Annotated in this window: 22 protein-coding genes; 9 read left to right on the forward strand and 13 right to left on the reverse strand. The window is 72.1% G+C overall.

Annotation, left to right across the window (positions count from 1 at the left end):
• Positions 1–6 precede the first annotated feature (6 nt).
• The 3 genes from H1226_RS24765 to mca form a co-directional block, all read right to left on the reverse strand.
• Positions 7–2,022: a thioredoxin domain-containing protein gene (locus H1226_RS24765; protein WP_258343192.1), complete on the reverse strand. Its 2,016-nt coding sequence runs from the start codon at positions 2,020–2,022 to the stop codon at positions 7–9.
• Between the two features lie 223 nt (positions 2,023–2,245).
• Positions 2,246–2,632 (reverse strand): hypothetical protein, encoded by a 387-nt coding sequence (locus H1226_RS24770; RefSeq protein WP_258343193.1) that lies wholly within the window; start codon positions 2,630–2,632, stop codon positions 2,246–2,248.
• On the reverse strand, positions 2,629–3,510 hold the full coding sequence (mca, locus tag H1226_RS24775; RefSeq protein ID WP_258343206.1) for a mycothiol conjugate amidase Mca: 882 nt from the start codon (positions 3,508–3,510) through the stop codon (positions 2,629–2,631). The genes H1226_RS24770 and mca overlap by 4 nt, the downstream gene beginning before the upstream one ends.
• 183 nt (positions 3,511–3,693) lie before the next feature.
• On the opposite strand from mca, the gene H1226_RS24780 reads away from it, so the two are divergent.
• Both H1226_RS24780 and greA read left to right on the forward strand, forming a co-directional pair.
• Positions 3,694–4,128: a DUF4307 domain-containing protein gene (locus tag H1226_RS24780; RefSeq protein WP_258343207.1), complete on the forward strand. Its 435-nt coding sequence runs from the start codon at positions 3,694–3,696 to the stop codon at positions 4,126–4,128.
• 187 nt (positions 4,129–4,315) lie between these two features.
• Complete coding sequence (gene greA / locus H1226_RS24785) at positions 4,316–4,804, forward strand: transcription elongation factor GreA (RefSeq protein WP_224960259.1); 489 nt, start codon at positions 4,316–4,318, stop codon at positions 4,802–4,804.
• A gap of 544 nt (positions 4,805–5,348) precedes the next feature.
• On the opposite strand, the gene H1226_RS24790 is transcribed toward greA, so the two are convergent.
• Positions 5,349–5,837, reverse strand: a complete 489-nt coding sequence (locus H1226_RS24790) for an Lrp/AsnC family transcriptional regulator (protein WP_224960260.1) — start codon at positions 5,835–5,837, stop codon at positions 5,349–5,351.
• Positions 5,838–6,053: 216 nt separating this feature from the next.
• On the opposite strand from H1226_RS24790, the gene hppD reads away from it, so the two are divergent.
• On the forward strand, positions 6,054–7,199 hold the full coding sequence (hppD, locus tag H1226_RS24795) for a 4-hydroxyphenylpyruvate dioxygenase (protein ID WP_258349497.1): 1,146 nt from the start codon (positions 6,054–6,056) through the stop codon (positions 7,197–7,199).
• 37 nt (positions 7,200–7,236) lie between these two features.
• Here the strand turns inward: hppD and ilvA are convergent, their stop codons facing one another.
• Positions 7,237–8,448, reverse strand: a complete 1,212-nt coding sequence (gene ilvA / locus H1226_RS24800) for a threonine ammonia-lyase (protein ID WP_224960261.1) — start codon at positions 8,446–8,448, stop codon at positions 7,237–7,239.
• A 171-nt stretch (positions 8,449–8,619) separates the two neighbouring features.
• Here ilvA and H1226_RS24805 point away from each other — a divergent pair, with 171 nt between their 5' ends.
• A complete protein-coding gene (locus H1226_RS24805) occupies positions 8,620–8,859 on the forward strand; it encodes a hypothetical protein (protein ID WP_258343219.1) in 240 nt (79 codons plus the stop codon).
• Positions 8,860–9,089: 230 nt separating this feature from the next.
• Here the strand turns inward: H1226_RS24805 and H1226_RS24810 are convergent, their stop codons facing one another.
• From H1226_RS24810 to H1226_RS24820, 3 genes are all read right to left on the reverse strand, one after another.
• Positions 9,090–10,226 (reverse strand): cystathionine gamma-synthase, encoded by a 1,137-nt coding sequence (locus H1226_RS24810; RefSeq protein ID WP_258343238.1) that lies wholly within the window; start codon positions 10,224–10,226, stop codon positions 9,090–9,092.
• Between the two features lie 122 nt (positions 10,227–10,348).
• Positions 10,349–11,602, reverse strand: coding sequence for a hypothetical protein (locus H1226_RS24815; protein ID WP_258343240.1), 1,254 nt, complete (start codon positions 11,600–11,602; stop codon positions 10,349–10,351).
• A gap of 106 nt (positions 11,603–11,708) precedes the next feature.
• Complete coding sequence (locus tag H1226_RS24820; RefSeq protein ID WP_224958940.1) at positions 11,709–13,079, reverse strand: cystathionine beta-synthase; 1,371 nt, start codon at positions 13,077–13,079, stop codon at positions 11,709–11,711.
• A gap of 204 nt (positions 13,080–13,283) precedes the next feature.
• Here H1226_RS24820 and H1226_RS24825 point away from each other — a divergent pair, with 204 nt between their 5' ends.
• On the forward strand, positions 13,284–14,204 hold the full coding sequence (locus tag H1226_RS24825; RefSeq protein ID WP_258343244.1) for an SGNH/GDSL hydrolase family protein: 921 nt from the start codon (positions 13,284–13,286) through the stop codon (positions 14,202–14,204).
• Positions 14,205–14,346: 142 nt separating this feature from the next.
• Positions 14,347–15,567 carry an acetyl-CoA C-acetyltransferase gene (locus tag H1226_RS24830; protein ID WP_258343251.1) on the forward strand — a complete coding sequence of 407 codons (1,221 nt, stop codon included), beginning with the start codon at positions 14,347–14,349 and terminating at the stop codon, positions 15,565–15,567.
• A 251-nt stretch (positions 15,568–15,818) separates the two neighbouring features.
• On the opposite strand, the gene H1226_RS24835 is transcribed toward H1226_RS24830, so the two are convergent.
• Positions 15,819–16,619 (reverse strand): Bax inhibitor-1/YccA family protein, encoded by an 801-nt coding sequence (locus H1226_RS24835; protein WP_258343260.1) that lies wholly within the window; start codon positions 16,617–16,619, stop codon positions 15,819–15,821.
• Between the two features lie 464 nt (positions 16,620–17,083).
• Between H1226_RS24835 and H1226_RS24840 the strand changes: the two genes are divergently transcribed.
• Positions 17,084–18,526: a collagen binding domain-containing protein gene (locus tag H1226_RS24840; RefSeq protein ID WP_258343262.1), complete on the forward strand. Its 1,443-nt coding sequence runs from the start codon at positions 17,084–17,086 to the stop codon at positions 18,524–18,526.
• Positions 18,523–19,161 carry a class F sortase gene (locus tag H1226_RS24845; protein ID WP_258343263.1) on the forward strand — a complete coding sequence of 213 codons (639 nt, stop codon included), beginning with the start codon at positions 18,523–18,525 and terminating at the stop codon, positions 19,159–19,161. Before H1226_RS24840 ends, H1226_RS24845 begins: the two co-directional genes overlap by 4 nt.
• 76 nt (positions 19,162–19,237) lie before the next feature.
• Here H1226_RS24845 and yidC read toward each other — a convergent pair whose 3' ends face one another.
• The 4 genes from yidC to H1226_RS24865 all read right to left on the reverse strand — a co-directional run bounded on the left by yidC (position 19,238) and on the right by H1226_RS24865 (position 24,409).
• Positions 19,238–20,254: a membrane protein insertase YidC gene (yidC, locus tag H1226_RS24850; RefSeq protein ID WP_373689984.1), complete on the reverse strand. Its 1,017-nt coding sequence runs from the start codon at positions 20,252–20,254 to the stop codon at positions 19,238–19,240.
• 326 nt (positions 20,255–20,580) lie between these two features.
• Entirely contained in the window at positions 20,581–22,431 is a 1,851-nt protein-coding gene (gene recQ / locus H1226_RS24855) for a DNA helicase RecQ (RefSeq protein WP_258343270.1), read from the reverse strand.
• A 105-nt stretch (positions 22,432–22,536) separates the two neighbouring features.
• Entirely contained in the window at positions 22,537–23,685 is a 1,149-nt protein-coding gene (locus H1226_RS24860) for a glycosyltransferase (protein WP_258343273.1), read from the reverse strand.
• A 184-nt stretch (positions 23,686–23,869) separates the two neighbouring features.
• A complete protein-coding gene (locus H1226_RS24865; RefSeq protein ID WP_258343275.1) occupies positions 23,870–24,409 on the reverse strand; it encodes a DUF2165 domain-containing protein in 540 nt (179 codons plus the stop codon).
• Positions 24,410–24,496: 87 nt separating this feature from the next.
• Between H1226_RS24865 and H1226_RS24870 the strand changes: the two genes are divergently transcribed.
• Complete coding sequence (locus H1226_RS24870; protein ID WP_258343276.1) at positions 24,497–25,597, forward strand: glycosyltransferase; 1,101 nt, start codon at positions 24,497–24,499, stop codon at positions 25,595–25,597.

The raw sequence follows: 25,597 nt of genomic DNA on the forward strand, positions 1-25,597 counted from the left end.
CGCTGCTCAGCGGGCCAGCGCGGCCACCAGGTCCTCGGCCGAGGTGACCGGGCGGTCGCAGACGTAGCCGCGGCACACGTACGCGGCGGTGGCCCCGTCCACGAGCCCGCGCCCCGCCAGCAGCGGCACCGCGGCGGCGTCCGGCGGGCCGGCCACGGCCACCGCGCCGCCGGGGGCGTTCCGGCGGGCCACCGCCAGCAGGTCCGCGCGCTCCGCCGCCTCGTCGCCCGCCACCGCGATCTGCACCGGGCCGTGCGACAGCGCCTCCGCCGCCGCCAGCCAGTGCCCGGCGAAGCGCGGCGCTCGCTGGACCAGCAGCCCGGCCCGGGACAGCGCCTGCTCGGCGGCCGCCCGGTAGCGGGTCGCGCGGTCCGGTCCGGCCAGCGCGGCCGCGGTCAGCAGGGCTGCCGCGGTCGCGGACGCACCGGACGGGCTCGCGTTGTCCGTCGGATCGGACGGCCTGCGCACCAGCGCTTCCGCGTCCGCCGCCGTGTCGAAGAAGGAACCCGGGTGCTCCGGGTCGGCGAACTGCTGCAGCGCCGTGTCCAGCAGGGCGCACGCGGCGTCCAGCCAGCTCTGCTCACCCGTGGCCTGGTGCAGCGCGAGCAGGCCCTCGGCCAGGCAGCCGTGGTCCTCCAGCACGCCCGCCGCCTGCCCCACCACGCCGTCGCGGGAGCTGCGGCGCAACCGTCCGTCCACCACGTGCCGCTGCACCAGCAGCTCCGCGGCGCGGCGCGCGTCCTGCACCCACTGCGGCTCGTCGAGGGCCGCGGCGGCCTCCACGAGCGCGGTCAGCGCCATGCCGTTCCACGAGGTGACGACCTTGTCGTCGATGCCCGGCTGCGGACGGCGCGAACGGGCCTCGGCGAGGACGTCGCGCACCCGCCGCCACCGCTCCACGTCGTCCGGGTCGGCGGGCAGCCGCAGCGTGGACGCGCCCTGCTCGAAGGTGCCCTCCGGAGTGACGACGAGCAGTTCCGCGGCCCACCGGCCGTCCTGCTCGCCGAGCACCGCCACCAGCTCCTCCGGCGTCCACACGTAGGTCAGCCCCTCCACGCCCTCGGTGTCGGCGTCGAGGGAGGCGGCGAACGCGCCGTCGGAGGTGCGCAGGTCGCGCAGCAGGAACTCGGCGGTCTCCCGGGCGACCCGACGCGCCAGCCCCGACGCGTCCACGTCCAGGCGGGCCAGGTGCGCGTACGCGCGCAGCAGCAGCGCGTTGTCGTAGAGCATCTTCTCGAAGTGCGGCACCACCCACGCGGCATCGACGCTGTAGCGCGCGAAACCGCCCGCGAGCTGGTCGTACAGGCCACCGCGGGCCATCGCCCCCGCGGTCGAGGTGGCGAGGCGCAGCGCCTCGGCGGAACCGGTCCGCTCGTGGTGGCGGAGCAGGAACTCCAGCACCATCGACGGCGGGAACTTCGGGGCGTCCCCGAACCCGCCGTGCACCGCGTCGAACTCGGAGCCCAGCCGGGACACCGCCGCGTCCAGCGCCGCGTCGTCCACCCCGGCCTCGGGCAGCGCCGACGGCTGGGAAGCCAGCTGCTCGACGACCCGGGTCGCGGCCGCGCGCACCTCCGCACCGCGCTCGGACCAGGCGGAGGCCACCGCCTCCAGCAGCTGCGGGAACGAGGGCATGCCGCGCAGCGGCTTCGGCGGGTAGTAGGTGCCGCAGTGGAACGGTTCGCCGTCCGGGGTCAGGAAGCAGGTCATCGGCCAGCCGCCCTGCCCGGTCATGGCCTGCGTCGCCTCCATGTAGACCGAGTCGACGTCCGGGCGCTCCTCCCGGTCCACCTTGATGTTCACGAAGTGCTCGTTCATCGCGGCCGCGATCTCGGCGTCCTCGAACGACTCGTGCGCCATCACGTGGCACCAGTGGCAGGCGGCGTAGCCGACCGACAGCAGCACCGGCACGTCCCGGCGGCGGGCCTCCTCGAACGCCTCCGGCGTCCAGAGCCACCACTGCACGGGGTTGTCCGCGTGCTGCAGCAGGTAGGGGCTGGTCGCGTCCGCAAGCCGGTTCATGCCGCCAGCCTCCCACCCGCCGATGATCGCCGCACCCACCACCGGCGAGGAACGGATCACGGCACCGCGGGGCTTCCGCCGACCGGGAGGTCACCCCGCTGTGGCCGCGAAGCCGACGCCGGAGCGGGACACCGGTCGACCGCCACCGCGCGGGCGCGGTTTAGCCGCCGACGCCCCGGACCGGAAGCGACCGGCCCCGCGCCGGCCCGGCACCGCCCGAGAGTCAACGGCCGGACGCACCACCGCGTCCGGGTTCGACCGGCGTTTCCCCGGCCGCCTCCGGTTCCCCGCCGGCAGCGGAGTCCGCCTCGTCGGCGGAGTCGGCGGAGTCGGCGGGTTCGGCGGAGTCGGCGGGTTTCGCGGCCGCCTCGGCGCGGCGGGCCCGGGCCGGGGCGGCCTGGGCGGCGCGCTGCTCGTCGAAGCTGGTGGGCAGCTTCTTCAGGTGCTTGGTCATCGAACGGATCAGGAACGCCACCGCGATGGCGAACAGCACCAGCAGCAACAGCCCCACCGGCGAGGACTTGCCGAAGTCCTCGCCCTGGCCGCCCGGGTCCGCCGGCGGAGCGGGCGCCTGCGCGACCACCCAGGTCAGCGCCTCGTGCGCGTTCATGCCGACACCTTCTCCCGCACGCCGGAGAACAGGTCGTCCTCCGGCAACGTCGAATCGACCAGGGAGCGCACCAGCTCGTAGTCCTCGGTCGGCCACAGCGCTCGCTGGATGTCCAGCGGGACCGCGAACCACCGGCTGTCCGGATCGATCTGGGTCGCGTGCGCGCGCAGCGCGTCGTCCCGCGCCTCGAAGTACGCCCCGCACTCGACGCGGGTGGTGACCCGCTCGTCGGTGTCCGGACGGGTGCCGTCCCACTTGGCCAGCCAGTCGCCGTAGGGCGACTCCAGGCCGCGCTCCAGCAGCGCGTCGTGGAACAGCTGCATCTTCTTCCGGGAGAAGCCGTGCGAGTAGTACAGCTTCAGCGGCTGCCACGGCTCGCCCGCGTCCTGGTACAGCTCCGGGTCGCCCGCCGCGTCGAACGCCGCCATCGACACCTCGTGGCAGCGGATGTGGTCCGGGTGCGGGTAGCCGCCGTTCTCGTCGTAGGTGATGACGACGTGCGGGCGGAACTCGCGCAGCAGCGCGACCAGGTCGGCGGTCGGCAGCGCCGGGTCCACCGTGGCGAAGCAGCCCTCCGGCAGCGGCGGCAGCGGGTCGCCCTCGGGCAGGCCCGAGTCGACGTAGCCGAGCCAGCGGTGCTGCACGCCGAGGATCTCGGCGGCCTTGGCCATCTCGGCGCGGCGGATCTCGGGCATGTTCGCCAGCACGTCCGGTCGTTCCATGGCCGGGTTCAGGATGCTGCCGACCTCACCGCCGGTGCAGGTGACGACCATCACGTCGTGACCTTCCGCCACGTAGCGCGCGGTGGTCGCCGCACCTTTGCTGGACTCGTCGTCCGGGTGCGCGTGCACCGTCATCAGACGCAGCTTCTCGGCCATCGGAGGCATGTTCCTTTCCCGCTCACGTCACACCCGGCCCCGCTCTTCGCCGGCCGGACACCCACAGGGATACTCAACGCGGGTGTCGCCACCCATTGTTCCCAACGGGCCGACATCCTCGAACGGCCGGGCAGGCATCGTCCGATCCGGCCAACCCCGATCGGAGCAGGGAGGCGGCGCGCGGTGAGCAACCAGGTCCCCGCAGGGCGGTACGGGTCACGGGCCCGTCGCACCGCTCCGCCGGCGGTCCGCTGGGGGCTCGGGATCCTCGCCGCCGTGGTGCTGCTCGGGGTGGCGCTGCTGGGGTACCAGAACCTGGGCAGCGCCCCGATCGAGGGCAAGCAGGTCGCGTTCGAGGTGATCGACGACGGCTCGGTCCACGTCACCGCCGAGGTCCGGCGCGACGATCCGGCGCGGTCGGCCGCGTGCGTGATCCGGGCGCGCGCCGAGTCCGGCGAAGAGGTCGGGCGGAAAGAGATCTTCGTGCCGCCCGCCACCGGAACGGTCCAGCAGGGCACGGTGCTGCGCACCTCTCATCGAGCGACCATCGGGGAGGTGTACGGCTGCACCTACCGCGTTCCTGAATATTTGTCCACCCACCAGCGGCCAACCGGGTGAACAAGACCTAACGGCCCCGGATGCTGAGAAAATGCACTCCATCGGTGGGCTGATTTGTGCTATCGTCAACGCCAGCACGGTCCCGCGCGGGCCGTGTTTTTTCCGTTCCTAGCAGTACCCGGAATTCGCGAGGACGGAAGTAGTCGGCCCGCGGAAGGCGGGTCGCCGTCGACGAGGAGTGGTGACCGTGAGCGATACCCAGGTGACCTGGCTGACCCAGGATGCTTATGCGCGGCTCAAGGGCGAGCTCGACGAGCTCGTGGCCAACCGCCCGGTGATCGCCGCGAAGATCAACGAGGCCCGGGAGGAAGGCGACCTCAAGGAGAACGGCGGATACCACGCCGCCCGCGAGGAGCAGGGCCAGCTCGAGTCGCGCATCCGCCAGCTCCAGGAGCTGCTGCGGACCGCGCAGGTCGGCGACGTGCCCACCGAGTCCGGCGTGGCCAAGCCCGGCTCCGTGCTGACCGTCCGCTACGACGGTGAGGACGACACCGAGAAGTTCCTGCTGGCCAACCGGGAAGAGGGCGCGCACGGCGACCTGGAGGTCTACTCCCCCAGCTCCCCGCTGGGCCAGGCGCTGCTGGACGCCAAGGAAGGCGAGACCCGGGAGTACGAGCTGCCCAACGGCGGCACCATGAAGGTGACCCTGGTCCAGGCCGAGCCCTTCTCCGGCTGAGCAATAGCGGAGGCGGGCGTGCTCCGACCACGCCCGCTCCGCATATCGGCCCCGCTTTATCGCCGCGCACGGCCCTCGTCGAGCGACGCGCACCTCCGCGCACAACGCCCCCATTACCCGGAGCGAGCCGCGATGCGCACTCGAGGACCGGCGGCCGCTGGTTCCGGCCGGATTCTCCGCCGAATCGAACCCATTCATCCCCGCGCATTTTTCGTTCCGTTTTTCCGCGCGCCGAATTCGGTTTTCCCGAATGGCGCCGGCATGCGCGCGCCCGCCGCCGCGGCGCGGCCGCAGACGGCCGATCCGCCCGCGCCGCACGGAGTTCCGCGCACCGAGCCGTGCGGGGAGCGCCGTGCCCCGCGGCGGCGCGGTCCCCGGACCCGGGCCGGTTCAGCTCCGTTCCAGGAGGGCGCTGACCGGGCGGATCGGGTTCCGGCACCCCGGGAAGGTCGTCGCCCGGATCGGTCCTCTTGTCCGGACAGGTAAATTCACCCCGTTCCGAGAACGACCGGCGCGGCACCCGCCGGGAATCCACCGCGGACCGTCACGGTTCCTCCCCCGCCAACCGCTCCAGCAGCGGACGCACCCGCGGCGGCACCGGGGTGGACAGCGCGATCGACGTGGAGGTCCGCAGCACCTGCGGCGCGGCCACCACCTCGTCGATCACCCGCTGCAGGTCGGCGTTGGACCGCGCCACCACCCGCACCCACAGGTCGCCCTCGCCGGTGGTGGTCTGCACCTCGCACACCTCGTCGATCGCGGCCAGCCGCCGCACCACCGCGTCCCGCTGCCCCTGCGCGATCTCCAGCACCGCGAACGCGGTCAGCCCGTAGCCCATCGCCGCCAGGTCCAGGTCCGGCGGGAAGCCGCGCAGCACCTCGCGCCGCCGCATCCGGTCCAGCCGGGCCTGCACGGTGCCGCGGGCGACGCCGAGCCGCCGCGAGCACTCCAGCACCCCGAGGCGGGGTTCGTCGGCCAGCAACAGCAGCAGCCGGGCGTCGAGCGCGTCCAGCTCCGAGTCCTCGTGCTCCACCGATCCTCCTGCGCAACTTGACCGACCTGCCGAGCACCGCCGCCGCTCGACCGGACATGTTGTCCAGTGAACTCGACGTCCCTTGTGCAGCATGCCCGATGACCTCACCCTTCGTGACACACACCTCGCACAACGCAGGGAGGCACCGTGACCGGCACCGTTGACCACGGCGAGATCGGCAGCACCGGCAAGCTCGACGACGTCACCTTCGACCAGATGCGCAGGCTCGTCGGCCTCGTCGACCACGACTCCAGCCGCGACCCGTTCCCCGTGCGGGCGATGGACGCGGTCGTGTTCGTCGTCGGCAACGCCACCCAGAGCGCGTTGTTCTACCAGGTCGCGTTCGGCATGGAGCTCGTCGCTTACCGCGGCCCCGAGCAGGGCGAGCGGGACCACAAGGCGTACGTGCTCAAGTCCGGCTCGGCCCGGTTCGTGCTGCTCGGCGCGGTCGACCCGGACAGCCCGCTCGCCGACCACCACCGGGCGCACGGCGACGGCGTCGTCGACCTGGCGCTGGAGGTGCAGGACGTGGACCGGTGCGTGGAGCACGCCCGCTCCCAGGGGGCCACCGTCCTCGAGGAGCCGCACGAGCGCTCCGACGAGCACGGCGTGGTGCGGGTGGCCGCCATCGCCACCTACGGCGAAACGCGGCACACGCTGATCGACCGCAGCCGCTACACCGGGCCCTACCTGCCCGGGTACGTGGCGCGCAGCGGCGGCTACACCAAACCGGCGGGCGCGCCGAAGCGGCTGTTCCAGGCCGTGGACCACTGCGTCGGCAACGTCGAGCTCGGCGAGATGGACCGGTGGGTCGGCTTCTACAACCGGGTGCTGGGCTTCGTGAACATGGCCGAGTTCGTGGGCGACGACATCGCCACCGAGTACTCGGCGCTGATGAGCAAGGTCGTCGCCAACGGCAACCACCGGGTGAAGTTCCCGCTCAACGAACCCGCGGCCGGGCGCAAGAAGTCGCAGATCGACGAGTACCTGGAGTTCTACCGGGGCGCCGGCTGCCAGCACATCGCGCTCGCCACCGGGGACATCCTCGGCACCATCACCGCGATGCGCGCCGCGGGCGTGGAGTTCCTGAACACGCCGGACTCCTACTACGACGACCCGGAGCTGCGGGCCCGCATCGGGCAGGTGCGGCTGCCGATCGAGACGTTGAAGGAGCACGGCATCCTCGTGGACCGCGACGAGGACGGGTACCTGCTGCAGATCTTCACCAAGCCGATCGGGGACCGGCCGACGGTGTTCTACGAGCTCATCGAGCGGCACGGCTCGCTGGGCTTCGGCAAGGGCAACTTCAAGGCGCTGTTCGAGGCCATCGAGCGGGAGCAGGACCTGCGCGGCAACCTGTGACGCCGGGCGTCCCGCCGCGTGCGCGCGGCGGGACCGCTCACCGCTCGGAGGTGACGGTGTAGCCGGCGCGGGTCAGCTCGGCGACCACGTGCTCGCGGTGCTCCGGCCCGCGGGTCTCCAGGCTCACCTCCACGTCCACCTGGCCGAGCGCCAGCGCCCCGGAGATCCGGGAGTGCTCGATGTCCAGCACGTTCGCCGCCAGGTCGCCGAGCCTGCCGAGCAGCTCCGCCAGCGAGCCCGGCAGGTCCGGCAGCCGCACCCGCAACGACAGGTAGCGGCCCGCGGAGGTCATGCCGTGCCGGATCAGCTGCAGCAGCAGCAACGGGTCGATGTTGCCGCCGGAGAGCACCGCGACCGTCGGCGGCGCCAGCAGGTCGGGGCGTTCCAGCAGGCCAGCGACGGCCGCGACCCCGGCCGGTTCGGCGACGAGCTTCATCCGCTCCAGGCACAGCAGCAGCGCCCGGGACAGGGCCTGCTCGCTCACCGCGATCACGTCGTCGACGAGGGCGGACACGTGCTCGAAGGTGACCTCCCCGGGCTGGGCGACGGCGATGCCGTCGGCCATCGTGCGCGTGTCGGACAGGCGCACCGGAGCTCCCTGCGCCAGCGAAGGCGGCCAGGCCGCGGCCTGCTCGGCCTGCACCCCGATGACCCGGACCTGCGGGCGCAGCGCCTTCACCGCGGCCGCGACCCCGGCGACCAGGCCACCGCCGCCGGTGGGCACCAGCACGGTGCCGACCTCCGGCAGCTGCTCCAGCACCTCCAGCCCGACGGTCCCCTGCCCGGCCAGCACGTCCGGGTGGTCGAACGGGTGGATGAACTCGGCGCCGGTGCGGGCGGCGTGCTCCTGCGCCAGCGCGAGGGTCTCGGACAGCACCGCGCCCTCCGCGCGCACCTCGGCGCCGTAGGACTGGGTCGCGGCCAGCTTCGGCAGCGTCGCGCGCTCCGGCATGAACACCGTGGACTCGATGCCCAGCAGCGAGGCCGCCAGCGCCACGCCTTGCGCGTGGTTGCCCGCGCTGGCCGCCACCACTCCCGCCGCCCGGCGCTCCTCGTCCAGGGCGCGCAGCCGGACGTAGGCGCCGCGCAGCTTGAACGACCCGGTGCGCTGCAAGTTCTCGCACTTCAAGTGCACGTCGGCACCGACGTGGTCGCTGAGCACCCGGGAGTGGGCGAGCGGAGTGCGGCGGGCCACGTCCGCCAGGTCACCGGCGGCGGCGCGGATCCGGTCCAAGCTGATCAGGGACATGCGCCAATCGTGCCCCAGCGCGAAGCCGGACCGCCGACCGAGGTGTTGGGTACGCTGCTCGGTACGCGTGATCCGCCCGCGGCATCGGGGGTCTGCCGGGGCGCGCGCACCCACGACGGCGCAACGGCGCGCGGAGCGGCGGCTCCGGGGAGGACACGGATGGCACCGGCGATGGCATCGACGGGAACGCTTCCACTGGTCGGCGGGATCGCGGTGGCGGCGGTCCTGTCGGCGGGCGCCGTGTTCGCGGTCGCCCAGGCGGGCTGCGACGAACCCGGTTCGTACCGGCAGCAGGACGGGGTGGTCGAGCTGATCGGCGGCTGCGTGCAGGCGGAAGACCTGCCGGTCTCCCCGGAAGCCCAGGACGGCAACCCCCCGCACACCACCACGGGCACCTCGGTCGCCCCCTGACCCCGTCCCGGACCCGGCGAACCGGGCCCCGCTTCGTCCTGTCAGCGGCGAAGCCGCTGAGCAGCGACCACCAGAGCAACGGGACCACCCGCGGGTTCTCAGCTGCCTTCTCGCGAGGACAGCGTTTTCTCATGTGGCGGAGCCACCTGTGAAAACGATCCCGCAGCGAGAAGGCAGCTGAGGTTCCGCCACCCCACCCCCGCGCAACAGGGGAACGGGCAATTACCCGCTCAGAGGGCGGACAGGAGGTCTTCCACCAGGTCGTCGGGGTCCTCGATGCCGACGGACAACCGGACCAGCTCCGCGGGCACCTGCAGCACCGAACCGGCGGTGCTCGCGTGCGTCATCTTGCCGGGGTGCTCGATCAGCGACTCGACGCCGCCGAGCGACTCGGCGAGGGTGAACAGCCGGGTCTTCGCGCACACCTCCAGTGCGGCCTGCTCGCCGTCCACGTGGGTGAACGAGATCATGCCGCCGAAGCCGTGCATCTGCTTGGCCGCGACCTCGTGGCCCGGGTGCTCGGGCAGGCCCGGGTAGTAGACCTTCGAGACCTTCGGGTGCTCGCGCAGCGCGGCGGCGATGCGCCCGGCGTTCGCGCTGTGCCGGTCCATCCGGGCCGCGAGGGTCTTCACTCCGCGCAGCGTCAGCCACGCGTCGAACGGGCCCGGCACCGCACCGGCGGTGTTCTGCAGGAACGCCACCGAGCTCGCCAGCTCGTCGTCGGAGGTGAGCACCGCGCCCCCGACCACGTCGGAGTGGCCGCCGAGGTACTTGGTGGTGGAGTGCACCACCACGTCCGCGCCCAGCTCCAGCGGGCGCTGCAGGTACGGCGAGGCGAAGGTGTTGTCCACCACGAGCTTCACCCCGGCGTCCCGCGAGACCTGGGCCAGCGCGGCGATGTCGGCGATGGTCAGCAGCGGGTTCGTGGGCGTCTCGACCCAGAGCACCTTCGTCTCCGGCCGGACCGCCGCGCGCACCGCGTCCACGTCGGACACCGGCACCGGCGTGTACTGCACGCCCCACTCGGTGAGGACCTTGTCGATCAGCCGGAACGTGCCGCCGTAGGCGTCGTCCGGGATGATCACGTGGTCGCCGGGGCGCAGCGCGCCGCGCAGCACCGCGTCCGTGGCCGCCATCCCCGAGGAGAACGCCCTGCCGTGCTTGGCGCCCTCCAGCTCCGCGAGGCACTGCTCCAGCGCGGTGCGGGTGGGGTTGCCGGTGCGCGAGTACTCGTACCCGGCGCGCATCCCGCCCACGCCGTCCTGGGCGTAGGTCGAGGTCGCGTGGATGGGCACGATCACCGAACCGGTCGTCGGATCGGGTTGCTGTCCCGCGTGAATCGCGCGGGTGGCGAAGCCATCACTCATGCACCGCAGCGTACGGACCACACGGGCATCCGCCGTTCGGCAGGTGGCCGTCCCACCGGTGCCCGCGCAGGACGACGGCCCACGACCGGAGGGTCGTGGGCCGTCGCGGCTGGATCAGCGGATCACCACTGCGGGGGCTGCTGCCCCGGCTGCTGCGGATACCCACCGGGCTGCTGCCCGTACTGCGGGGGCTGGCCGTACGGGGGTTGTCCGGGCTGCGGCTGGCCGTAGGGCTGGCCGTACTGCGGCGGCTGGCCGTACGGCTGCTGGCCCGGCTGCGGCTGGCCGTACTGGGGCTGGCCGTACGGCTGGCCCGGCTGCGGCTGCCCCGGCTGGCCGTACGGGTTCGGCTGCCCGAACTGCTGGCCGGGCTGGCCGTAGGGGTTCGGCTGGCCGTACGGGGGCTGGCCCGGCTGCCCGAACTGCGGCTGGGCCGCGTAGGGCTGCCCGGCGAAACCAGGCTGCGGGCCGCCCTCGGCGGCGGGCGCGGCGGCGATCCACTCGCGGGTGGCGGGCAGCACCGCCAGCACAGCAATGGCGATCGGGATGATCGCGCCGAGGATGTAGCCGATGAGCAGTGGCACGGTCGTGGCGAAAGCGATCGCGGTGATCAACGAGATCAACGCGGTGAGACCCGCTCCGCCTGCGGTCAAGTACGGCCCGAGCTGCTGGCGCAGGATCAGGAACACACCGCCGACCGTCATCACGATCACGCCGAGGAGGCTCAGCAGCGCCAATCCGCCCGGGAACCCGATCCCGGGGATGAACATCCCGATGAGGGAGAAGAGCACGTTGAGCCCACCGAGGACGGCGGCCACCCAGCCGGTGACCTTGGCGAGCATGCCGTTCCCCGCACCCGGCTGCCCGTAGCCACCCGGCCCGGCCTGCGGCGGCGGCGCGCCGAAGCCGGCCTGCGGCGCCGGGAACCCACCGCCGGGAGTACCGGCCTGCGGGGGCTGCTGCGGGAAGCCACCGGGCTGGCTCTGCGTGCCCGGCTGGCTGTACATCGGCTGCGGGGGCTGAGCCGACGGCGGCACCATCTGGGTGGCGGCCTCGCCGCCCTGCCCGGCGAGTCCCGGCTGCTCGTACATCGGCTGCGCGGGCTGCATCGACGGCGGCACGACCTGGGTGGAGTCCCCACCGGTCTGCTGCGGGCGCACCACCTGCGTGGCGTCCGCGGACGGCTGGTCCGCGGCCTGCTCCGTCTGCGCGGGGCGGACGACCTGAGTGGCGTCCGCGCCGGAGGACTGGTCGGTGGCCGGGGTCTGCGGGTCCAGCTGGGAACCGATCTTCGACTCGGCGGCCTGGGCCTCCGAGTCCGGTCCCTGCGGTTGCTGTCCCTGCTGACCGCCGTCCGGCGGCTGCGGAGAGCTCATCGGGTTTCCTGACCCCCTTGGGCGTGGAACGTGGATCTGCGGAGCGTGTTGATCGTGCACACGCTATCCGATGTGTCGCAGCGTAGCGGCCGTTCGTGACCAGAAGTCAACGCCCGGCGATGAAGGCGAGGACGTCCTGGCGCGTGACGACACCGGCCGGTTTGCCGCCGATGAGCACCATCGCCCCGTCCGCGTCGGTCAGCGCCGCCATCGCAGCGCTGACCTCCTCGCCTGCGCCGATGGTGGGCAGCGGCGGGGACATGTGCTGTTCGATGCGGTCGGCGAGCTGCGCGCGGCCGGCGAACAGCGCGTCCAGCAGGTCCCGTTCGTTCACCGCACCGGCGATCTCGGCGACCATGACCGGCGGTTCCGCGTTGACGACCGGCATCTGGGACACGCCGAACTCGCGCAGGATCGCCACCGCCTCGGCGACGGTCTCGTTCGGGTGAACGTGGACGAGTTCGGGGAGGGTGCCGTCCTTGCGCAGCAGCACGTCCTTGATGGCGCCGCCCGCGTGGTCCGGGGACAGGAAGCCGTACTTCGCCATCCACGAGTCGTTGAAGACCTTGCCCAGGTAGCCGCGGCCGCCGTCGGGCAGCAGCACCACGACCACGTCGTCCGGCCCGGTGCTCTCGGCGACGCGCAGCGCGGCGGCCGCCGCCATCCCGCAGGAACCGCCGACGAGCAGCGCCTCCTCCCGGGCGAGGGCGCGGGTCATGGTGAACGAGTCGGCGTCCGAGACCGGCACGATCTCGTCGCAGATGTTCCGGTCGTAGGTCGTCGGCCAGAAGTCCTCGCCGACGCCTTCCACGAGGTACGGCCGTCCGCCGCCTCCGGAGTACACGGAACCCTCCGGGTCCGCCCCGATGATCTTGACCTTGCCGCCGGAGACCTCCTTGAGGTACCGGCCGATGCCGGAGATGGTGCCGCCGGTCCCGATGCCCGCCACGAAGTGCGTGATCCGGCCCTCGGTCTGCCGCCAGATCTCCGGGCCGGTGCTCGCGTAGTGCGACTCCGGGTTCGCGGGGTTGGCGTACTGGTTCGGCTTCCACGCGCCGTCGATCTCGGTGACCAGCCGGTCCGAGACGCTGTAGTACGACTCGGCGTGCTCCGGCGGCACCGCGGTCGGGCACACCACGACCTCGGCGCCGTAGGCCTCCAGCACGGCCCGCTTGTCCTCGCTGACCTTGTCCGGGCAGACGAACACGCAGCGGTAGCCCTTGCGCTGGGCCACCATCGCCAAGCCCACGCCGGTGTTGCCGGAGGTCGGCTCGACGATGGTGCCGCCCGGCTTCAGCTCGCCGGACTCCTCCGCCGCCTCCACCATGCGCAGCGCGATGCGGTCCTTGACGCTGCCGCCGGGGTTCAGGTATTCGACCTTCGCCAGCACCGGCGTCGAAGCCGATCCCGCCAGCGAGTTCAACCGCACCAGCGGGGTGTTGCCGACGAGGTCGATCACGTGCTCGACGTAGTCCACAGCGAGTCCCTTTCGCTCTCCGCGACGTTGTGCGGCTGAGCCTAAGCGGCGGTTTCCCGGCTCGTGGCGCACGGGTGGTCCCTGGGCGCGCCGCCCGGATCGCCCGACGCGGCGGCCCGGTGGGAACGTTTTCCCGGCTGAGGGCGTATTCATGTACAGGACGAGAATTCGCGGAGCGTCGGTGTGGCGCGAGGAGGAGCGGTCATGGTCGGGACGCGGATGCTGCGGCTGGCACTGGTGGCGGCGGGAGCCGTCGGCGGGGTGTCCGGCGCCGCGTACGGCCTGCTCAACGGGCAGTCCTGGTACGCGCGCCGCGCGATCGGCGAGCCGACCGGGGTGCCGTTCCGCGCCGACGGGGTGCACCTGCCGGACGGCACCGGCCCCGTCGCCGCCTCCCCCACCGGTGCGGCCCCGCTCCTGTTCGCGGTGCTCGGGGACTCCTCGGCCGCCGGGCTCGGCGTGGACACCCCCGACGAGCTGCCCGGGGTGCGGATCGCCCGCGGCGTCGCCGCCGAACTGGAGAACCCCGTCGAGCTGACGACCTACGCCATCGTGGGCTCCACCTCGCGGGACCTGGCCGCGCAGGTCGAGGCATCGCTCGTGGTGCCACCGCGGCTCGCCCTGATCATCATCGGCGCGAACGACGTGACCGCCCGGCAATCCGTGGCCGAATGCGCCGCGCTGCTCGGCGACGCGGTCGCCCGGCTGCGCGAAGCGGGTGTCGGCGTGGTCGTCGGCACCTGCCCCGATCTGGGGGCGATCCGGCCCATCCCGCAGCCGCTGCGGTCGGTGGCCTCCTCGTGGAGCCTCGCGCTGGGCCGCGCGCAACGGCGCGCCGTGGAAGAAGCGGGCGGGTTCGCGGTGCCGCTGGCCGACCTGCTCTCCCCCGAATTCCTCACCCGCCCGCAGGAGCTGTTCAGCCCCGACCGGTTCCACCCGTCGGCCGCCGGGTACGAGGCCGCCGCCGGACTGCTGCTGCCCGCGCTGTGCTCGGCGATCGGCGAATGGCACGGGCCGCCGGTACCGCAGCCGCCGGTCCGCTCCTCCGCCGCCGAGGCCAGGCGCCCCACCAGCCGCGTCGTCGCCCGGCTGAACCAGCGCTTCGGCAGGCACCCCGGCAGCTGACCGGCCTGCCGACGGCGCTCCCGCCGAGTTGCTGGTGACGGTCGTCTCAGCACGTCCGGGCCGGTGTCGGTCTTACAGTGGCGCGAGTAGTCGACCTCGCGGTCGGCGCCGCGACCCCGTAGGCGAACGAAGGAGTTCCCGCATGCCCGAAGCAGTGATCGTGTCCGCCGCGCGCTCGCCCATCGGCCGCGCAGGCAAGGGTTCCCTGGTCGATGTGCGCCCCGACGACCTCGCCGCGCAGATGGTGCGCGCCGCCCTGGACAAGGTGCCGGAACTGGACCCGGCGGAGATCGACGACCTGATGCTCGGCTGCGGTCTCCCCGGCGGCGAGCAGGGCTTCAACATGGGCCGCGTCGTCTCCGTGCTGCTCGGCTACGACCACCTGCCCGGCACCACCATCACCCGGTACTGCTCGTCGAGCCTGCAGACGACGCGGATGGCGCTGCACGCCATCAAGGCCGGGGAAGGCGACGTGTTCATCAGCGCCGGGGTGGAAGCCGTGTCCCGGTTCGCGAAGGGCAACTCGGACTCGCTGGACGACACGCAGAACCCGGTGTTCGCCGACGCCGAAGCCCGCACCAAGGCCACCGCCGAGCAGGGCGCCGACAAGTGGGTCGACCCGCGCGAGTTCGGCGAGGTGCCCGACGTCTACATCCCGATGGGCCAGACCGCGGAGAACCTGGCGCGCGCCAAGGGCATCGGCCGCGACGAGATGGACGAGTTCGGGGTCCGCTCGCAGAACCTCGCGGAGAAGGCCATCGCCGACGGCTTCTGGGCCCGCGAGATCACCCCCGTCACCACGCCGTCCGGCACCATCGTCGACACCGACGACGGGCCGCGCGCCGGGGTCACCAAGGAAGCCGTGTCCGGGCTCAAGCCGGTGTTCCGCCCCGACGGCCGGATCACCGCGGGCAACTGCTGCTCGCTCAACGACGGCGCCGCCGCGCTCGTCGTCATGAGCGACGTGAAGGCCAAGCAGCTCGGCCTCACGCCGCTGGCCCGCGTCGTGTCCACCGGCGTGTCCGGGCTGTCCCCCGAGATCATGGGCCTCGGGCCGGTGGAAGCCTCCGAGCAGGCGCTGCGGCGGGCCGGGCTCGGCATCGGGGACATCGACCTGGTGGAGATCAACGAGGCGTTCGCCGCGCAGGTCATCCCGTCCTACCAGGACCTCGGCATCCCGCTGGAGAAGCTGAACGTCAACGGCGGCGCCATCGCGGTGGGCCACCCGTTCGGCATGACCGGTGCGCGCATCACCACCACGCTGATCAACTCGCTGCAGTGGCACGACAAGCAGTTCGGCCTGGAGACGATGTGCGTGGGCGGGGGACAAGGCATGGCCATGGTCCTCGAACGCCTCAGCTGAGCCGGCTGCCTCGCTCGCGCTGCTGAAGCGGGCGGGGGGCGGAACCTCAGCGGCTCCCTCGCTGCGGGATCGTTTTCACAGGTGGCTCCGCCACATGCGAGAACGCTGTCCTCGCGAGGAAACCGCTGAGAACCCGCGGCGATGCCGGTTGCTCAGGTGGTCGCTGCTCATCGGCTTCGCCGCTGACAGGGTTCGGAGCATGGGAAAGGGCCTCCCTCCTCGCGGAGGGAGGCCCTTTCGCGTCCCGGGTGCTAGTCGTTCTGGAAGTACGACAGCAGTCGCAGGATCTCCAGGTACAGCCAGACCAGGGTGGTCATCAGGCCGAAGGCCACGTACCAGGCGAACTTGGCGTCCACCCCGCTCTTGATGGCCTTGTCGGCGGCGTCGAAGTCCAGCAGGAAGCTGAACGCGGCGATGCTGATGCACACCAGGCTGAACACGATGGCGAGCGGCCCGCCGTCGCGCAGCCCCAGCCCGCCGGCGGTGAAGAAGCCGGCGACCAGGTTCAGCAGCATCAGGATCGCCACACCGGCCGCCGCGCCGATGATCCACTTGGTCAGCTTCGGCGTGACTCGGATGGCGCCGGTCTTGTAGACCACGAGCATGGCCGCGAACACGCCCATGGTGCCCGCGATGGCCTGCATGATGATCCCGGAGCCACCGCCGCCGGTGAAGTTGTCGACCGCACCGCCGATGACGTAGCTGATGCCACCGAGGAACACGCCCTCGACCGCCGCATAGGCGATCACGAGGGCGGGGCTGACCTTCTTCTTGAAGATGATGACCAGCGACAGCACCAGACCGATGATCGCCGCGGGCAGCGCGAGCGCGTACAGGCCGGAGACGTAGGTCGCCGCACCGGTCGCGATGGTCAGCGCGAGCGTGATCGCCGTCTTGGTGACCACGTCGTCGATGGTCATCGGACGCGTCGCCTGCGGCGGCGCGGCCGGTGCCTGGCCGGGCGCGCCGAAGCCGCCTTGGCCGTGGTTGAAGTTCGCGTACCCGCCGTTGCTCGGCAGGTTCTTGAACGCTGGGTTGCTCGTAGTGCGCAACTCGTCCTCCTGGGCGTGCTTTGCGCCGTCTCCGGTACAACGACCGAAGCTGCCGGTCGGTTCCCTGCGGGTAAAGCAGACTTTACCCCCGCCGCGACGGGCGGCTCCGCCCCCGGTTTCCGTGCCCGCCCGCGCGCGGCCAACTGGCGAAAATCCGGTCACGGAACGTCGCAACCTTTCACAGGTGTCGCCGCGCGTGCCTGGTCGGCTCGTGAACGGGTGCTGCGCTGCGACCGAACGAGTGAGGACCGGCGAAATCCGGCTGGGAAAAACGCGGCGCGTCATGGCCGCGAATAGATCGGTTGGCCCCTTGTGGCCACCCTGAGTGATCGGAAGGATGCGGCTCGGGTGTCCGTGTGCCGTGTCGGGGGCTTCCGCACCCGGTCCGCACCACATCGCGGTGGTGCGCGCCGGAGAGCAAGCACGCCGACGCCCTGATCTCCCAGACCGAGACTGGAGCATGCATGCGCACGTTCAGGAAGTTGATCACAGCGGCGGTGGGTTCCGCTGTGCTCGCCGGCAGCGGACTGCTGGCGACCACGGGAACGGCCATCGCCGCGCCGGAGGAAGGGATAGGCCACGAGACGACACCGGGACAGCCCTACGCGGGCATCGAGCGCGACCGGGACTGGCTCGGCTCCTACATCGTCGGCGACAAGCAGGTGTGGTGCGTCCGGTTCGCGCTGAAGGCGCCGGACACCGGCGAGCAGTACGAGCCGGGCGACGAACTGCTCACCAAGTGGGGTGACCCGCTACCGGACGACGTGGCGGCGAACATCTCCTACCTGCTGCTGCGCTACGGCAACACGCAGGACGCGGACGAGGCGGCGGCGCTCGCGCACCTGCTGCACTCGTGGACCTCCGCGCCCCGCGACCCCAGCGACCTCGACCCGGGCAAGCCGTTCCAGGAGATCGGCTACGACATCGACTTCCAGCTCGGCAAGCTGCCGCAGGGCGCCAAAGACGCCGTGGAGCAGCTGCGCGCGGACGCGGAGAAGAACCGCGGACCGTGGGAGGCCTCGCTGACCGCTCCCGAGCAGGAGCAGGTCATCGGTGAGGCCGCGGACTGGACCGTCACCGTCGAGCACCCGGACGGCACCGGCGTCACCGGCGTCCCGGTGAAGATCACCGCCACCGACGCCGAGGTCGAAGGCCTCGACGAGGACGGCACGATCACCACGCCGGACAGCGGCGACCCGCTCACCCTGAAGGTGACGCCCACCGGGCCGAATCCGAAGGTCGAAGGGGAGCTGTCCACTCCCGCCGAACGCCCCTACGTGCAGCAGGCCGTCGAGAACCCGGACGGTGTGCAGCGCGTGGTGTCCACCGGCGGGGAGGACCAGGTCAAGGTCGAGGACGTCACCACCGCGGTCACCGCGCCCGGCAAGGTCGCCGTCGGCAAGATCGACGAGGAGAGCGGCGCGGGCATCGCCGGTGTCGCGCTGCGGGTCAGCCTGCCCGACGGCAAGCCGGCGCTGAAGCAGGACGGCACCGAGCTCACCGGTCCCGACGGGCAGCCCGCCGTGGTCACCACCGGCGACCAGGGCACGGTCGAGATCGCGGACCTGCGCACCCCGCAAGAGATCATGATCACCGAGGTGGCGCCCGCGAAGGGCTACGAGGAGGCCTTCGACGCGGCGAACCCGCCGTCGGTCGCGGGCACCGTCGAACCCGGCGGCACGCTGGCGCTCACCGTGACGAACAAGGCCAACACCCCCACCGTGCCGATCTTCATCCCGGCCGGTGACCCGGGCACCAGCGGTGGCGTGGTGGAGCTGAGCGCCGCCGGTGGCGACGGTGCCGTCTCCCCCGGCCTGCTGGGTCTGGGTGCGCTGGCGCTCACCGGGACCGCGGTCGCCGGTGGCGTGGCGTGGCGCAAGCGGCTCGCGACGGCGGGTGAGCGTTGACCGCGCCGAAGCGGCGCCTGATCACGCTGGCCCTGGCCGGCGTGGTCGCGCTCGTCGCGGTGGTGGCCGTCGTGGCGGGCATGGTGCTGCGCACCGAGGAACCGGCCGCGGCGCCCCGGGCGGCCGCGGTCGAACCGGCACCGGCGCCCGTGCAGGCCGCGGACCTGCCGCCGCAGCCGGTGCACGTCCCGGCGGGGCAACCGCCGGGAACCGTCCGGCTGCCGCAGGGCGGCCAGGCGGAGCTGGTGCGCAAGGAACTCGACCGCAGCGGCACCCTCCCGGTGCCGGACGGCGTCGACGAAGCCACGTGGTGGGGTGCCGGGCTGGACTCCCCGAAAGGCGCGACGGTGCTGGCCGGGCACGTGAACTGGAAGGGAGCGGTCGGCCCGTTCGAAGAGCTGTGGGACTCCGCCCCCGACCAGCTGGTCACCGTCGTCGACGACGACGGGGCGGAGCACCGCTACCAGGTCTCCGAGATCGTCACGCTGTCCAAGGAGGAACTGCCCGCCCGCGCCGCCGAGCTGTTCGGCCAGGGCGGCGAACACCGGCTCGTGCTGGTCACCTGCGGTGGCCGGTACGTGGGCGGTGACCTCGGCTACGACGAGAACCGGATCGTGGTGGCCACCCCGGCCTGATCGAGGCCAGTGCTACGACGAGAGCGGGGTTCCCACGTCGGGAACCCCGCTCTTCGTGCGTCCAGGACCGGCCCGGCTAGCGCCGCTTCTTCTGGCCCTTCTTCGCCGAAGCCGCCTGCTTGCCCGGTCGCTTCTTCTGCTGCGGGCGCCGGTTGCCACCGCCCCCGCCGGAGTTCGCGGTGGCCTTGGCGCCGTTCACGGCGGTGGCCGAAGCGGCCGAGTCCTCGCCGCCGGACTCGCTGTCGGCGGTCTCCTCCGCCTTCTTCACCTGGCCGGGCTTCTGCCCCGGCTTCGGCCGCGGCGCGTCCTTCTTCGCCGCCAGCTCCTTCTGCTTCTCCCGCTCCTGCTCGCGGTCGATCTTGTTGCTCAGGAAGTGCTGCTGGCCCAGCGTCCAGATGTTGTTCGCCATGAAGTACAGGACGATCGCGATCGGCAGCACCCAGCCGGAGAACAGCGTGCCGACCGGCGCGACGTACATCATGAACTTGCCCATCATGGCCGTCTGCGGGTTGGCCATCGAGGCGTCGGTCTGGCGCTTCATCGACATGCGCATCGTGGTGAACGTCGCGATGGACGCGATCACCATCAGCGGCAGGCCGACCGCGATCATGTTCAGCCGCGTGGTGCCGAAGGCTTCGAGGACCGCGGCGGGCTGGCTCAGCCAGTTGCCGAGCTTCGCGCCGAAGATGTCGGCGTTGATGAACGACTCGACCCCGGCGCGGTCGAAGATGTAGTTGCTCTGCGCCTGCGGCGTGAACCCGCGCAGCACGTGGAACAGGCTCAGGAACACCGGGATCTGCAGCAGAGCGGGAAGGCAGCCGCCGATCGGGTTCACCCCGTGCTCGGACTGCAGCTTCTGCATCTCCTGCGCCATGCGCTGCTTGTCGTTCTTGTACTTCTCCCGCAGCTTCTGGATCTGCGGGGAGAACTTCGCCATCTTCCGGCCGGCGCGCATCTGGCTGATCGCCGGCTTGAGCAGCACCACGCGCAGCGTGAACACCAGGAAGAACACCGACAAGGCCCAGGCGAACCCGTTGTCCGGCCCCAGCACGGTGCCGAAAACCCTGTGCCAGAACCACAAGATGGCCGACACGGGATAGAGGATAAAGTCGAACACTCAACCACTCCTGGTCATCGCCCGGCGATCGTCCCGGGCCCGCTCGCACGGCCGCGCCCGCCCTGTGCGCACCGGCCTCAGCCCTACCAGGGTGCCATGCCCGACGACCCGGTCGAGGCGGGGCGGGGTATTACCACGGAGGGTGATGGCGCGGTCGCGGAACGTCCGGCGCGAGCCGCGTGCGACCGATCTCGTCGCGCGAACCTCGGCACCACGCCGGGATGGCGCCGGATCGAGCGGCAGCGCCGCACGCAGGGCGAGGTCCACGGGCGGCCCCGGAAGCTGATCCGGGACCGCCCCGCTCACTCCTCTTCCAGCACGTCCAGGAGTGACCGGCCGTACTTGGCCAGCTTGTTCTGGCCCACGCCGCTGATCGCACCCAGCTCGTCGAGTGTGGCCGGGCGCTGGGCCGCGACCTGGCGCAGCACCGCGTCGTGGAAGATCACGTAGGCGGGCACGCCCTGCTCCTTCGCGGTGGCCGCGCGCCAGGCGCGGAGGCGCTCGAAGAGCGGGGCCGCCTCGGCGGGCAGCTCGACCTGCTCGGACTTGCGGGCCTTGGCCTGCTTCGGTTCCTTCGCGGCCTTCTCCGGCTCGCGCCGCAACCGCACCTCGCGTTCCCGGGACAGCACCGCGCCGCTCGCCTCGGTGAGCACCAGCGTGCCGTAGTCGCCCTCCACCGCCAGCAGGCCCTGGGCCAGCAGCTGGCGCACCACGCCCCGCCACTCCGCTTCCTTCAGATCCGCGCCGACGCCGAACACGGTGAGCTCGTCGTGCCGGAACTGCTGGACCTTGTCGTTGCGCTTGCCGAGCAGGATGTCCACGACGTGCCCCGCGCCGAACTTCTGCCGACGCTCGTGCAGCAGCCGGTACACCGTGGAGAGCAGCTTCTGCGCGGCGATCGTGCCGTCCCAGGACTCCGGCGGGTTCAGGCAGGTGTCGCAGTTGCCGCAGGGCTCCCCGTCCTGGCCGAAGTAGGCCAGCAGCTGCACCCGGCGGCACTCCACCGTCTCGCACAGCGCGAGCATCGAATCCAGGTGCGCGCCCAGCCGCCTGCGGTGCGCGTCGTCGCCCTCGGAGTTATTGATCATCTTGCGCTGCTGGACGACGTCCTGCAACCCGTAGGCCAGCCACGCGGTGGACGGCAGCCCGTCACGGCCCGCACGGCCCGTCTCCTGGTAGTAGCCCTCCACCGACTTGGGCAGGTCCAGGTGCGCCACGAACCGCACGTCCGGCTTGTCGATGCCCATCCCGAACGCGATGGTCGCCACCACCACCAGCCCGTCCTCGCGCAGGAACCTCGACTGGTGCGCCGCGCGCGTCTCCGCGTCCAGGCCCGCGTGGTACGGCACCGCCGGGATGCCGTTCTGGCTGAGGAAGTCGGCGGTCTTCTCCACCGACGACCGGGACAGGCAGTAGACGATGCCCGCGTCCCCGGGGTGCTCGGTGCGCAGCAGGTTCAGCAGCTGCCGCTTCGGATCGCTCTTGCCGACGATGCGGTACTGGATGTTCGGGCGGTCGAAGCTCGCCACGAAGTGCCGCGCCCGCGTCAGGTCCAGCCGGGTCGCGATCTCCCCGCGGGTGGCCTCGGTGGCGGTCGCGGTCAGCGCGATCCGCGGCACGTCCGGCCAGCGCTCGTGCAGCATCGACAGCGCCAGGTAGTCCGGCCGGAAGTCGTGGCCCCACTGCGCCACGCAGTGCGCCTCGTCGATCGCGAACAGCGAGATGTCGCCCTTGTCCAGCAAGGACAACGTGGATTCGACGCGCAGCCGCTCCGGCGCCAGGTACAGCAGGTCCAGTTCGCCGTTCAGGAACGCGGCCTCCACGGCGCGGCGCTGCCCGGCGTCCTGCGTCGAGTTGAGGAACCCGGCGCGCACCCCGAGCTCGGTCAGCGCGTCCACCTGGTCCTGCATCAGCGCGATCAGCGGCGAGACGACGATGCCCACGCCGTCGCGGACCAGCGACGGAACCTGGTAGCACAACGACTTCCCGCCACCGGTCGGCATCAGCACCAACGCGTCACCGCCGCCGACGACGTGCTCGACGATGTCCTGCTGCGGGCCCCGGAACGAGTCGTAGCCGAAGACGCGGTGCAGCACCTCCAGCGCGCCGGGCGCGGCAGGTTCGGCGACGGCACTGCTCTGCGCGGAAGTCACCGGGCGATTCTACGGAGCCGCCACGACACCGGTCCGGCCCATCGCGCCTCGGTGTGTCGGCCCGGGCCGCACCTCGCGCACCGCGGACCGGGCCGTCGAAGTCGATCAGCGGGCGAAGTCGGGAAGCCGCTCCGCCACCCGCTCCGGGCTCGGCATCTCGGCGATCTCCGCGGCCACCCGGCGAGCGACGCGGCGGTGCGGCGAATCGCCCAGCAGCGCCGCGGCCGCGGTCCGCACCGACTCGGCGGTGACCTCCGCGCCGAGCAGCTGCTCACCACCGCCCGCGGTGGTGATCGTCTCGGCGTTGCCGAACTGGTCGGCGCCCTGCGGCAAGAATAGCTGCGGCAACCCGGCCCCGAGCGCGGCCAGCGTCGTTCCGCTGCCGCCGTGGTGCACCACCAGGTCCACGTGCTCCAGCAGCTCCGCCTGCGGCACCCACTCGTGCACCGAGACGTTCGGCGGGAGCTCGCCCAACGCCCCCGCCTGCACGCTCGGCCCCGCCGCGACCAGCACGTCCACCTCCAGCGCGGCCAGCCCGTCGACCGCGGACCGCAGCACCGCCGCGTCACCGAAACCGGTGCCGAGCGTCAGGTACACCAGCGGCCGCGACCGCTCCGCCACCGCCTCCGGCGGCAGTGCGCCGGACGGCGCGAACGGGACGGGACGCAGCGGGAAGCGCGCCACCGATTCGAGGAATTCCGCCGGTTGCAGCGAAGCCGGGAAGATGTCCAGGAACGGATTTCCCAAGGTGCGCAGGTCGCCCTCCGGAAGTTCGATACCGGCGTCCGCCGCCACCGAGCGCAGCGCCGGGTCGAAACCCGCGTAGTTTGCCGGGGACTGGCGCCCGAAACCGTGGCACACGCCGGGAATTCCCGCTTCCCGCGCGGCCAGCCCTGCACCGTGGTTGCCCGCTTCGTGCACCACCAGGTCGGGCTTGAACTCGGCGAGCACCGGACGCAGGTCGGCCAGGTAGCGGCGCGGCAGCTCGGCGCCGAACACGAGGGAGACCAGCCGCAGCCATTCCGCGGAACCCGGTTCCGGCCGCGTCGACGACCCACCCGAGGCCGCGGCGAAACCGGCTCCGATCGGCACGCCCACCGCGGCGAAGCGCAGTCCGAGCTCCTCGATCGTGCCGCGGAACGGGTCGCCGGTGGCGAACAGGACGTCGTGGCCGTGCGCACGCGCGGCCCGCGCCAGCGGGATCAGCGGATACAGGTGGCCGTGGCCGGAAAGGCTGGAGAAGACGATTCGCACGTGCTCGACGGTAATCGTCGGACACCGGTTCTCGCCGGTGGATTTCTACCGCGCACGCCGCGATATGGGCGATTTCCCCCGAAAACGACCGATCGGCTCGATTCGAGCCGGGGTGACCGCAGCCCTCCTGCCGCGATCACCCGGCCCCCAGTTGATGTTCTTCAGCGCGGGACCGCCCGCGCGCTCAGGTCGCGGTTCCGGATTCCCGCGACGGGAGGTGCACCAGGATCAGGCCGATCGCGGCGATAATCAAGTTCTGCAGCGCGGCCTGCAACCCGTTCCACTTCTCGGACTGCCACATCATGAACCACTCACCACCGATCACGATGAAACCGCCGCCGAACAGCAGCACCTCCAGCAGCCAGCCCGCCGACGCCAGCCGGCGCGCGAGCTCCGCGCGCCGCGCATCCGCGTGCGACCGGAGCCACATGACGAGTGCGGCGACGAGCACCACCGTGATCAGCACTTCCCAGCCGATGACCACGAGGTACGCGGTCGTCGACAAACCAGGATGCGTGATCGACCGCCACATCGTGTCCGGTGAATTGAACGTCGTGTCCATTGCGAACACGTGCTGCACGAACGCCGCGTTCGTCCCGAAATCCGTGATGTTCCCGAAGGCGACCAGCCCCATCTGCGCAGCGGTGATGGCGACCAACACCGTGATCACCGCGCGCAGACTCCCCAACGTTGCCAGAAGACGCATGCGGCGGACTGTACGCAAGCGGCGGTGTCGAGACCGCTTGCGTGCCGCATTCGCAATAATCCGGATCGGAGCACGACACCACGACGGCACCAGGGAAGGAGTCCCATGCGGGTGTGCCTCGTCTCGCACCGCCTGGGCGGGTTCGACGGCGTGAGCATCGAGGCCGCCAAGTGGGCGGCCGGGTTCCGCGCGCTCGGCCACCAGGTCACCCGGGCCGCCGGCCACTTCGTCGACCGGGAACCCGGCGACGTCGAGGTGACCGGCATGTGGGCGGACCGCCCCGGTGGTGATCCACCGCCGGTGGACCACGCGACGATCCGACGCCTCTGCGCCGAGCACGACCTGCTGGTGCTGGACAACGCCGGATCGCTGTGGAGCGCCCCGGACGCCTCCACCGCCTGGGAGCGGCACGCGCTGGACACCGGGACACCGGTGCTGCTGCGCCACCACGACCCCGCCTGGCAGGGCACCCCGCTGCGCGTCGTGCACGGAGACGCGGTGCCGCTGCACCACCCCGCGCACCTGCACGTGCTGATCAACGAGCGCACCGCGGGCGAGTTCGCCGCCCGCTGGCCCGAACTGCGGCGGACGGGCGCGCTGCGCGTCGTGCACAACCGGGTGCACGTCGACCGGCTCACCGACGGCGACCGCGACCGCACCCGAACCCGGCTCGGCGTGGCACCGGACGAGGTGCTCGTGCTGCACCCGGCGCGGGCCGAAGGCCCGAACAAGAACATCCCCGGCGCGGTCCGGATCGCCGCCGAGCTGCGGGAACGGCTCGGCCGGCCGGTGCGCTACTGGCTCACCGACGACGCACCCGCGCCCGCCGGGCCGGTGGCGGAGGCGCTGGCCACCGCGCCCGCACCGCTGCGCGGGCACGTCGCCGAGCAGGCCGACATGTACGCCGCCGCTGACCTGGTGCTGCTGCCCTCCACCTGGGAGGGCTGGGGACTGCCGGTCGCCGAGGCCGCCGCCGCCCGACGGCTCGTCGTGGCCGGCCCCTACCCGGTGCTCGACGAGCTCCGCGCCCTCGGCTTGCACGTCCCCGGGCCGGACGCGGTCGGCGAGGTCGCGGCGCTGCTGCGCGACCCCGACTCGGCCGCCGAGCTGCTCACCGCGAACCACCGCGCCGTGCGCGAACACCTCGACGCGGCGGTGCTGCCCGCGGTGCTGGCCGAACTCGCCGACCTCGCCCGGCACCGCTGA

Source organism: Saccharopolyspora gregorii, assembly GCF_024734405.1.
GTDB lineage: Bacteria > Actinomycetota > Actinomycetes > Mycobacteriales > Pseudonocardiaceae > Saccharopolyspora_C > Saccharopolyspora_C gregorii.

Bases quoted from the DNA above. Each gene is read 5' to 3' on its own strand.
- H1226_RS24830 (WP_258343251.1), top strand. From the start codon at position 14,347: ATGCCCGAAGCAGTGATCGTGTCCGCCGCGCGCTCGCCCATCGGCCGC.
- H1226_RS24805 (WP_258343219.1), top strand. From the start codon at position 8,620: ATGGCATCGACGGGAACGCTTCCACTGGTCGGCGGGATCGCGGTGGCG.
- mca (WP_258343206.1), bottom strand. From the start codon at position 3,510: ATGGCCGAGAAGCTGCGTCTGATGACGGTGCACGCGCACCCGGACGAC.
- ilvA (WP_224960261.1), bottom strand. From the start codon at position 8,448: ATGTCCCTGATCAGCTTGGACCGGATCCGCGCCGCCGCCGGTGACCTG.
- H1226_RS24825 (WP_258343244.1), top strand. From the start codon at position 13,284: ATGGTCGGGACGCGGATGCTGCGGCTGGCACTGGTGGCGGCGGGAGCC.
- H1226_RS24765 (WP_258343192.1), bottom strand. From the start codon at position 2,022: ATGAACCGGCTTGCGGACGCGACCAGCCCCTACCTGCTGCAGCACGCG.
- hppD (WP_258349497.1), top strand. From the start codon at position 6,054: ATGCGCAGGCTCGTCGGCCTCGTCGACCACGACTCCAGCCGCGACCCG.
- H1226_RS24810 (WP_258343238.1), bottom strand. From the start codon at position 10,226: ATGAGTGATGGCTTCGCCACCCGCGCGATTCACGCGGGACAGCAACCC.
- H1226_RS24815 (WP_258343240.1), bottom strand. From the start codon at position 11,602: ATGAGCTCTCCGCAGCCGCCGGACGGCGGTCAGCAGGGACAGCAACCG.
- H1226_RS24870 (WP_258343276.1), top strand. From the start codon at position 24,497: ATGCGGGTGTGCCTCGTCTCGCACCGCCTGGGCGGGTTCGACGGCGTG.
- H1226_RS24770 (WP_258343193.1), bottom strand. From the start codon at position 2,632: ATGAACGCGCACGAGGCGCTGACCTGGGTGGTCGCGCAGGCGCCCGCT.
- H1226_RS24840 (WP_258343262.1), top strand. From the start codon at position 17,084: ATGCGCACGTTCAGGAAGTTGATCACAGCGGCGGTGGGTTCCGCTGTG.